We start from the raw sequence: 9,182 nt of genomic DNA on the forward strand, positions 1-9,182 counted from the left end.
CGCAGGGGCCCTCCGGAGAAGGCGGAGCTCGGGCGCGGCGTTGATCGTGGGCATGATCATTACGGAGGGTCAACAGCGGTGCCGCCGAAAGCCCAGGTCAGCGCGTGGGCGTTACCCCTGGGACAACTGGATGTACGCACAGTTCCACAGGTTGTTGTCAATAAATTTATCCAATTGTGACCTACCGACTATAAGATCGCGTTTCATGATCACGAATCTCGCCGTACCGGACGGGCCATCGGTTTGGCCGTGGCACAAGGCTCCGGGCGTCGCGGCGCCGGACGGGCGGTTACCCACGGTTACCCGCTGACACGGCGGGTCTCGGTGAGCTAGGAATGATGTCTGAACGAGACGCTCGCTGACCGATTCGGAACGTGAAGGAATTCGGGATTGTCGATGCTTTTGCCGCCTGGTCGACGGACTCGCCGTGGCGCCGGACCCGATACGATCGCGAGTTTTTCACGAATAGCAGGCCGCCCTCTCACCACAGCCCCGTCGAGAACGACCCCCGTCTGAGAACTCCACGAAGTGCGGAGTGGTTCACTCTGCCACCGCGTGGGACCCGGGTCGCCAGACTAAACGAGGATGTAGTAAATGCCGGCATCGCAGCATCGCAGCGTACTTGATGTCCTGAAGGGGTTGCTCGCCGAGAGTGGCGCGGGGAACGGCCGGTTGGTGCTGGTCAGCGGGGGGCCGGCGAGCGGGAAGACCGAGTTGCTGCACGAGTTCTCGCGGGTCGCGGCCACCTCCGGCGCGTTGCTGCTCAGCGCCACCGGGTCCCTGGGGGAGAACACCCTGCAGGCGGGCATGATCGACCAGTTGTTCCACGGCGCGGGGCTGCCGCCGGAGGTCTCGGACCAGGTGTCACGGCTGATCCGGCGGCACACCGTGACACCCGGCGCCACCCGGCACGCCGAGGCCGAGGTCGTCCGCGAGATAGGCGACGTCCTGCTGGAGCTGTCCAGGGAGCGCCCGGTGGTCGTCGGCGTCGACGCCGTCCACCTGGTGGACGGCCTCTCACTCCGGCTGCTGCTCTATCTGTGCCGCAGGATAAGCTCCGCCCGCATTCTGCTGATCATGAACGAGTGGGATCTGCCGCAGTCCACGGTCCCGTCCTTCTCCGCCGAGGTCACCCGAGGGTTCCACCACCGGATCCGGCTGACCCCGCTGTCGGTCGGTGACATCGCCGAGGTGCTGCCCCCGACGATGGATCCGGCCGCCGCCGTCGCGATCCACCGGCTGAGCGGCGGGAACCCGATGCTGGTCGACGCCCTGATCGAGGACCGGCGCGCCGACCCCGACTACCCGGTCGCCGCCGGGGCGGCGTACGCCCAGGCGGTGATGGCGTGTCTGCACCGGTGGGAGCCGGAACTGCTCCGGGTGGCCCGGGCCCTGGCGGTCCTGGGGGAGCCGAGCTCCGCCGGGCTGACCGGCGGCCTGGCGAAGATCAATCCGAAGGCCGCCGAGCGGGCGGTGGAGGTCCTGACCGAGGCGGGCCTGCTGGCCGACGGCTGGTTCCGGCACCCGGTGGCCGCCGCGGCGGTGCTGGACGGCATCGGCGCCGAGGAGCGTTCGTGCCTGCACGTCCGCGCGGCCGTGCAGCTGTACCGGCGCGGGGTGTCCACCACGAAGGTCGCGGGGCATTTCGTCGCCGCGGACCGGGCGCCGGAGGACTGGGCGACCGGGGTGCTGCGGGACGCGGCCGAGCAGGCGCTGGCCGGCAACGAGGTGGCCGTGGCCGTGCAGTGCCTGGAGCTGGCCCTGCGCTCGGTCCGCGACGAGGGCGAGCGCCTGGTGATCACGAAGGTGCTGGTCCGGGCGCTGTGGCGGGTCAACCCCTCGGCGGCCGCGCCGCATCTGCCGCTGCTGCGGGAGGCCCTGGAGAAGGGATGTCTGTTCGGCCAGGACGCGGCGGCCGTGGTGCGGCACTCGCTGTGGAACGGCGACGTGCAGACGGCGTCGAGGGCGATGGAGGCGCTGACCGCGACCCCTGACCTGCTGAACGTGCAGACCGCCGCCGAGCTGCACCTCACCTACCAGTGGTTCTACGGGACGTCGCGGGGTCCGCACGGAAGGTTCGACACCGCCTCCGCCTGGGGCGACGAGGCCCGCAGGATGACCTCGATCTGGACGCACGGCGACGGCGAGGTGGCGCTGGTGAGCGCCGAGAACATCCTGCAGAGCTGCCGGCTCGGCGAGACCACCCTGGAGGTGGTGGCCATCGCCGTGCTGACCCTGATGTACGGGGGCAGGACGGAGCGGGCCACCCACTGGTGCGACGAGCTGATCGACGAGGCGGTCCGCAGCGGCGCGCTCACCTGGCAGGCCGTGCTCGGTGCGGTCCGGGCCGAGATCGCGTTCCGGCAGGGGGAGGTGGTGGTCGCCGCGGCCAGGGCGGAGGCCGCCCTGGAGCTGATGCAGGCGCAGAGCTGGGGCATCCTGATCGGCTACCCGAGGTCGACGCTGCTGCTGGCCCACACGGCGATGGGGCAGTACGAGGAGGGGGCCGACCTGCTGCAGCAGCGGGTGCCCGACGAGATGTTCGCGACCCTGATCGGCCTGCGTTACCTGCACGCGCGCGGTCACTACTACCTGGCCACCGATCGGGTGCTCGCCGCGATCAGCGACTTCCAGACCTGCGGCAGGCTCATGCAGGACTGGGAACTCGACCGGCCGATGCTGGTTCCCTGGCGCAGCAATCTGGCCGAGGCGAACCTCCGGCTCAGCCGCTGGGGGGTGGCCCGCGACCTGGTGACGGAGCAGATGGAGCGGCTCAAACCCATCGACCTGCGGACCCGGGGCATCTCCCTGCTGATCCTGGCCGCCGCCAGCGGGCTGGCGCGGCGCATCGAGCTGCTGCGCGAGGCGGCGGAGTGCCTGCGGACGGCGGGCGACCGGCTGCTGCTGTCCCGGGCGCTGGCCGATCTGGGCGCGGCCCTGCAGCAGCTCGGGGAGGCCGACGAGGCCAAGCCGCTGATCTGCCGGGCGATGCGGGAGGCCGAGATCTGCCACTCCGGCGTGATGCCCCTGCGGCTCGGCAGGAGCTGGACCACCGGCCCCGTTCTGCCGGACGCGGGGGAGCCCGCCGAGGACCCGAACCCGCTGGGGCTCAGCGACTCGGAGTGCAGGGTGGCGGAGCTGGCCGCGCTCGGGCACACCAACCGGGAGATAAGCCGGACGCTGCACATCACGGTGAGCACCGTCGAACAGCATCTGACCCGCGTCTACCGGAAGCTGGGAGTGAAGAGCCGGGCCGATCTGCCCCCGGAACTCGCGCCCCCCGACCGGCGGGTGTCCGCCAGACCACCCGAGACGGGATCGAGGGCCAGGCCGGGCATGCGGGGAATCGCACAGTGAACAGTCTTCCAATCCCAGGAGTCACCTATGCCAGTCACGTCGTCGTGCCGGATCTGCTCGGGCACGGTTCGCGAGTTCCTCGACTTCGGAAGGCAGCCTCTCTCCGACGCGTTCGTGACGCCTGAGGACTTGGCGGAGGAGTTCTTCTTCACCCTCGCCGTGGGGATCTGTGAATCGTGCACAATGGTGCAGCTCATGGAGGAGGTGCCGCGTGACCGCATGTTCCACCAGGGCTATCCGTACCTCTCCTCGGGCTCGGCCGTCATGCGCGAGCACTTCCAGGCGATCGCCAAGCGCTTCCTGGCCACCGAGCTCACCGGCCCCGACCCGTTCATCGTCGAGCTCGGCTCGAACGACGGCACCATGCTCGGAGTGATCGCCGAGTCGGGCGTCCGGCACCTGGGGGTGGAGCCGTCCGGCGGGGTGGCGGACCTGGCCGCGGCCAAGGGCGTCCGGGTGCGCAAGGACTTCTTCGAGGAGGAGACCGCCGCCGACATCCTCGCCGGCGAGGGACCGGCCGACGTCGTCTACGCCGCCAACACCCTGTGCCACATCCCCTACATGGAGTCGATCCTCCGCGGGGTCGACACGCTGCTGGCGCACAGCGGGATCTTCGTGTTCGAGGACCCGTACTTCGCCGACATCCTGGAGCGCACCTCGTTCGACCAGATCTACGACGAGCACTTCTTCTTCTTCACGGTCCGCTCGGTCCAGGAGATGGCGCGGAGATTCGGATTCGAACTCGTCGACGCGGAAAGGCTCCCCGTGCACGGCGGCGAGGTCCGCTACACCCTGGCGCGCCCGGGGACGAGACCGGTGAGTCAGGCCGTGACCGACCTGCTGGCCGAGGAGAGCGCCGCCGGGATCACCGAGCCGGCGACGCTCGCGGGCCTCGCCTCCAGGGTCGAGCTCATCCGTGAGCGGTTGCCGGCTCTGCTGGGCGAGCTGCGGGAGCGGGGCGAGCGGGTCGTCGGATACGGCGCCACCGCCAAGAGCGCGACGGTGACGAACTACTGCGGCATCGGCCCCGAGCTGGTCCCCTTCGTCTGCGACACGACCGTGGGCAAGCAGGGCAGGCTCACCCCGGGGGCGCACATCCCGGTACGGAGCCCCGAGGCGTTCCGCGACCCCTACCCGTCGTACGCGCTGCTCTTCGCCTGGAACCACGCGCAGGAGATCATGGAGAAGGAGAAGGAGTTCCGCGAGGCGGGCGGCAAGTGGATCCTCTACACCCCCGAGGTGCGCGTTGTCTGACCGACCGTTGCTCGTGGTCCTGGGCGCCTCCGGTTTCGTGGGCTCCGCCCTCGTGGCGGAGCTGGTCCGGCGCGACGTCCGGCTGAGGCTGGTGGCACGGAGGCCCGCCGTGGTCGGCTCGGGCCACCCTGCCGAGATCGAGATCCGCACCGCGGACCTCACCGTCGAGGGCCAGGTCGCCGAGGCGATCGCCGGCGCGGACGCGGTGATCAACCTGTTGCTCTACACCGGCGGCGACGGGACCTGGCGGGCGGCGGAGGACGAGTCGCCGGGGGAGCGGGTGAACGTCGGCGTGGTACGCGACATCGTCTCGGCCCTGCGGGCGGAACGCCGGGACGGCCCACCCCCCGTGGTCCTCTTCCCCGGCTCGACCTCCCAGGTCGGCCCGAGGACGGAGGCCAGGGTCGACGGCACCGAACCGGACGCCCCGGTGACCGCCTACGACCGGCAGAAGCTGGCCGCCGAGCGGGAGCTGAAGGCCGCCACGGAGGAGGGCCTGCTGCGCGGGGTCACGCTCCGGCTCGGCACGGTGTTCGGCGGCCGGGTCTCCCCGACCGCCACCGACCGGGGGGTGGTGACCACCATGGCGCGCCGCGCGCTGGCGGGTGAGCCGCTGACCGTGTGGAACGACGGGAAGGCCGAGCGCGACCTGCTCTACGTCGAGGATGTGGCCGGCGCCTTCCTGGCCGCGCTCGACCACGCCGACTCCCTCGCGGGCCGGCACTGGCTGGTGGGTACGGGCGGCGGTCGCAGCGTCCACGACATCTTCACGACCATCGCGGAGACCGTGGCCGCCCGCACGGGCGCCCCGGCGGTCCCGGTCGTCTCGGTGCCGGCGCCGCCGGACGCCACCGGGATGGACTTCCACAGCGTCGTCGCCGATCCGGTCGCCTTCCACGCGGTCACCGGATGGCAGGCCCGGGTGCCGTTCCGCGAGGCGCTGGAGCGCACCGTCTCCTCGCTGATCCGCGGTGACGGGATGCCGCTCTGATCCGACCCCTATCTTGCTCGCGGGCGACCCCTACCTTGTTGACCCCGCCCCGGCGGCCCGAGCATGCTGGACCGCGCTCCGTGAGCGTCCGTCATCCTTGACCGATTGGCGACTGTTGTGACCGAACACCCCCCGGCGGCGCAGCCGTAATGAGATCCCGCGCGCTCGCCGTCACCGGCGCTTTCGAATTCACTCCCGAGGTGTTCCCCGACGAGCGGGGCCTCTTCGTCTCCCCGTTCCAGGAGGCGGCGTTCGTCGAGGCGGTCGGGCACCCGCTCTTCCCGGTCGCGCAGACCAGCCAGAGCGCCTCGGCGCGCGGTGTTCTCCGCGGGATCCACTTCACCCTCGCCCCGCCGGGGACCGCCAAGTACGTGCACTGCGCGCGAGGAAGCGCGCTGGACATCGTCGTCGACCTCCGGGTCGGCTCCCCGACGTTCGGGGTGTGGGACCAGGTGGTGCTGACCGGTGAGAGCTTCCGCTCGGTGTACTTCCCGCCGGGGCTCGGCCACGCCTTCGTCGCGCTCCAGGACGACACCGTGATGTGCTACCTGCTCTCGCAGCGGTACCGGAAGGAGAACGAGCTCGCGCTCTCGGCCCTCGACCCGGAGATCGGGCTGCGGCTGCCCGGGGACCTGGCGCTGACCAGGTCGGAGCGGGACCTGGAGGCGCCCACGCTGGCGGAGGCGCGGGCGCTCGGCAGGCTGCCCGACTACCAGGAGTGCCTGCGGATCGAGGACACCTTCCGGCGGGTGTGACAGGCGGCGTGCGCGGGCCGGCCCCCGGGCTGCGGCCCTGGGAAGATGAGATCTCGTATCAAGGGAGCCAGCATGGCCGTACCCCCCCGGCGGCAGACTCGTTCACCGTTGCAGGTGCGGCTCGCGGAATCCGTGCTCTCCCCCGGCGGGTGGTTCGCGACACTCGACGAGTTCCACCGATGGCTGTCCGAGACGGCGAGCCGTGCGTACATGAACGTGCGGAAGGTGCCGTTGAACGGGCTGTCCGGCTGGGAGGTGGAGCGGCACACCGGGAACATCCGGCATCGGACCGGAAAGTTCTTCAGCGTCGAGTGCCTGGACGTCCACGTCCCCGGCCGGACGGTCTCCCACTGGTCCCAGCCGATCATCAACCAGCCGGAGATCGGCATCCTGGGCATCCTGGTCAAGGAGATCGACGGGATCCCGCACTGCCTCATGCAGGCCAAGCACGAACCGGGCAACCACAACGGCCTGCAGCTCTCTCCCACCGTGCAGGCCACCCGGAGCAACTACACCCGGGTGCACCGGGGCAGGCCGGTCCCCTATCTCGACTACTTCCTCGACACCTCCGGCCGCGAGGTGATCGCGGACATCCGCCAGTCCGAGCAGGGCGCCTGGTTCTACCGGAAACGCAACCGGAACATGATCGTTGAGATCACCGGGGAGATCGAGGTCGCCGAGGGCTTCTGCTGGCTGACCCTCGGCCAGCTGCACACCCTGATGTCGGTGCCGGACCTGGTGAACATGGACGCGCGGACCGTGCTGGCCTGCATGCCGTTCTCGGGGGCCGGGCTGACGTCGGCTCTGATGTCGGCCCTCATCTCGGCCCAGACGTCGGCGCCGTCCGCGGAGCCTGGCGACGGGTTCCGCGCCGCGCTCGTCCGCTCCTGTGATCCGGGCGAGGCAGGCCCGCACACCATGGGGGAGGTGCTGAGCTGGATCACCGACATGCGCACCAGGACCGACCCGCGGGTCAGCCTGATCCCCCTCAACGAGGTGCGGGGATGGCGGCGTACGGACGAGCTGATCTCCCACGAGACCGGCCGCTACTTCGACGTCGTCGGGGTGAGCGTGGAGGCGGGCGGGCGCGAGGTCGGCCACTGGGACCAGCCCATGATCGAACCTTCCGGGACCGGGGTCATCGCGTTCCTGGTCGGGGAGATCGACGGAGTGCTGCACGCCCTGGTGCACGCGCGGGTCGAGCCGGGCTACGCCGACGTGGTGGAGCTGGGGCCGACCGTGCAGTGCACCCCGGAGAACTACGACCACCTGCCCGCCGGGGCCCGCCCGCCCTTCCTGGACGAGGTGCTGGGGGCCGGCCCCGGGCGCGTCAGGTTCGAGACGATCCTGTCGGAGGAGGGCGGGCGCTTCCACCGCGCCCGCAACCGCTATCTCATCGTGCACACCGACGAGGCCGCCGGGATCGACCACCCCGAGTACCGCTGGCTGAGCGTGTCCCAGCTCGGAGAGCTGCTGCGGCACAGCTTCTATCTCAACATCCAGGCGCGCAGCCTGCTGTTCTGCCTGACCACCCTGACTACAACGCCGCCAGCACCTCTCGCAGCGCGCTGATCACCCTGTCCTGTACGTCGGCGGGCAGTGACGGGTACATCGGCAGCGAGAAGATCTCACCGGCCAGCTCCTCGGTGACCGGCAGGCTGCCCCTGCGGTAGCCGAGGTGGGCGAACCCGGTCATGGTGTGGACCGGCCACGGGTAGCTGATGTTCAGCTGGATGTCGTACGCCTTCAGCGCCTCGATGATGTCGTCGCGGCGGGGGTGGCGCACCACGTAGACGTAGTAGACGTGGTCGTTGCCCTCGGCGAGCGCGGGAAGGACGAGCTCGGTGTCGCCGAGGCCGTCGGCGTAACGGGCCGCCACTGCGCGCCGGTCGGCGATGTACCGGTCGAGCCGGCGCAGCTTGCGGCGCAGGATCTCGGCCTGCAGCTCGTCCAGCCTGCTGTTGTGGCCGGGGGTCTCGACGACGTAGTAGGTCTTCTCCATGCCGTAGTAGCGCAGCCTGCGCAGGTTCCGCTCGACCTCGTCGTCGGAGGTGAGCGTCGCGCCGCCGTCCCCGTAGGCGCCGAGCACCTTGGTCGGGTAGAAGGAGAACCCCGCCGCCTTGCCCATCGACCCCGCGACGCGCCCGTGGTGGCGGGCGCCGTGCGCCTGCGCGCAGTCCTCGAAGATCATCAGGTTGTGCCTGGCCGCGAGCCGTTCCAGCGGCTCCATCTCGACGCACTGGCCGTACAGGTGGACCGGCAGGAGGCACCGGGTCCGCTCGGTGACGGCGGCCTCCACCTGGGCGGTGTCCATCAGCTGGTTCTCCCGGTGCACGTCCACGAAGACCGGGGTCGCGCCGATCGCGTCGATCGCGACCACCGTCGGCGCCGCGGTGTTGGAGACCGTGATCACCTCGTCGCCGGGGCCGATTCCCATGGCCTGCAGCCCCAGCTTGATCGCGTTGGTGCCGTTGTCGACGCCGACGCAGTGCCGCACCCCGTGGTAGCCGGCGAACTCCGTCTCGAAGGAGCGGACGCTCTCGCCGAGGACCAGCTGCCCTGACCCGAACACCGTCTCGACGGCGTCCATGATGTCCTTCTGCTCGCTGTCGTATTCCCGCAGATAGTCCCAGACACGCGTGGTCATCGCAGTCCCTTTCTCGAAAGCTCGGCTCAGCATAATGACCGGCGGGAATCGGGGGAGCCCCTGTATCCAGGCGGAAACCGCCACTCTGGGGGGTGCCGCACGGGGTGTTAGGGGTCTTTCCGCATGCCCAAAGACCGCCGACACGGCGGCTTTTCCCGACATGGGAGTTGCAATGTCT

Annotated in this window: 6 protein-coding genes; 5 read left to right on the forward strand and 1 reads right to left on the reverse strand. The window is 70.2% G+C overall.

The window, feature by feature from the left end; genetic code table 11:
* The first annotated feature begins 594 nt into the window (after positions 1-594).
* The 5 genes from AB0J58_RS37420 to AB0J58_RS37440 all read left to right on the forward strand — a co-directional run bounded on the left by AB0J58_RS37420 (position 595) and on the right by AB0J58_RS37440 (position 7,929).
* Positions 595-3,357: a LuxR C-terminal-related transcriptional regulator gene (locus AB0J58_RS37420; RefSeq protein WP_364224776.1), complete on the forward strand. Its 2,763-nt coding sequence runs from the start codon at positions 595-597 to the stop codon at positions 3,355-3,357.
* 27 nt (positions 3,358-3,384) lie between these two features.
* The gene (locus tag AB0J58_RS37425) at positions 3,385-4,611 is read left to right on the forward strand and encodes a class I SAM-dependent methyltransferase (protein ID WP_364224778.1); all 1,227 of its coding nucleotides are present in this window, start codon (positions 3,385-3,387) and stop codon (positions 4,609-4,611) included.
* Positions 4,604-5,602 carry an NAD-dependent epimerase/dehydratase family protein gene (locus AB0J58_RS37430; RefSeq protein ID WP_364224780.1) on the forward strand — a complete coding sequence of 333 codons (999 nt, stop codon included), beginning with the start codon at positions 4,604-4,606 and terminating at the stop codon, positions 5,600-5,602. The genes AB0J58_RS37425 and AB0J58_RS37430 overlap by 8 nt, the downstream gene beginning before the upstream one ends.
* 149 nt (positions 5,603-5,751) lie before the next feature.
* On the forward strand, positions 5,752-6,357 hold the full coding sequence (gene rfbC, locus AB0J58_RS37435; RefSeq protein ID WP_364224782.1) for a dTDP-4-dehydrorhamnose 3,5-epimerase: 606 nt from the start codon (positions 5,752-5,754) through the stop codon (positions 6,355-6,357).
* A 72-nt stretch (positions 6,358-6,429) separates the two neighbouring features.
* A complete protein-coding gene (locus AB0J58_RS37440; RefSeq protein ID WP_364224784.1) occupies positions 6,430-7,929 on the forward strand; it encodes an NDP-hexose 2,3-dehydratase family protein in 1,500 nt (499 codons plus the stop codon).
* On the opposite strand, the gene AB0J58_RS37445 is transcribed toward AB0J58_RS37440, so the two are convergent.
* Positions 7,895-9,004, reverse strand: a complete 1,110-nt coding sequence (locus AB0J58_RS37445; RefSeq protein ID WP_364224786.1) for a DegT/DnrJ/EryC1/StrS family aminotransferase — start codon at positions 9,002-9,004, stop codon at positions 7,895-7,897. The genes AB0J58_RS37440 and AB0J58_RS37445 overlap by 35 nt on opposite strands.
* Positions 9,005-9,182: the final 178 nt, after the last annotated feature.

This window comes from Streptosporangium sp. NPDC049644 (genome assembly GCF_040675205.1).
GTDB lineage: Bacteria > Actinomycetota > Actinomycetes > Streptosporangiales > Streptosporangiaceae > Streptosporangium > Streptosporangium fukuiense.

What these genes read in the sequence shown, in the direction of transcription:
- AB0J58_RS37420 (WP_364224776.1), top strand. Translation starts at nt 595, where the DNA reads ATGCCGGCATCGCAGCATCGCAGCGTACTTGATGTCCTGAAGGGGTTG.
- AB0J58_RS37425 (WP_364224778.1), top strand. Translation starts at nt 3,385, where the DNA reads ATGCCAGTCACGTCGTCGTGCCGGATCTGCTCGGGCACGGTTCGCGAG.
- rfbC (WP_364224782.1), top strand. Translation starts at nt 5,752, where the DNA reads ATGAGATCCCGCGCGCTCGCCGTCACCGGCGCTTTCGAATTCACTCCC.
- AB0J58_RS37440 (WP_364224784.1), top strand. Translation starts at nt 6,430, where the DNA reads ATGGCCGTACCCCCCCGGCGGCAGACTCGTTCACCGTTGCAGGTGCGG.
- AB0J58_RS37445 (WP_364224786.1), bottom strand. Translation starts at nt 9,004, where the DNA reads ATGACCACGCGTGTCTGGGACTATCTGCGGGAATACGACAGCGAGCAG.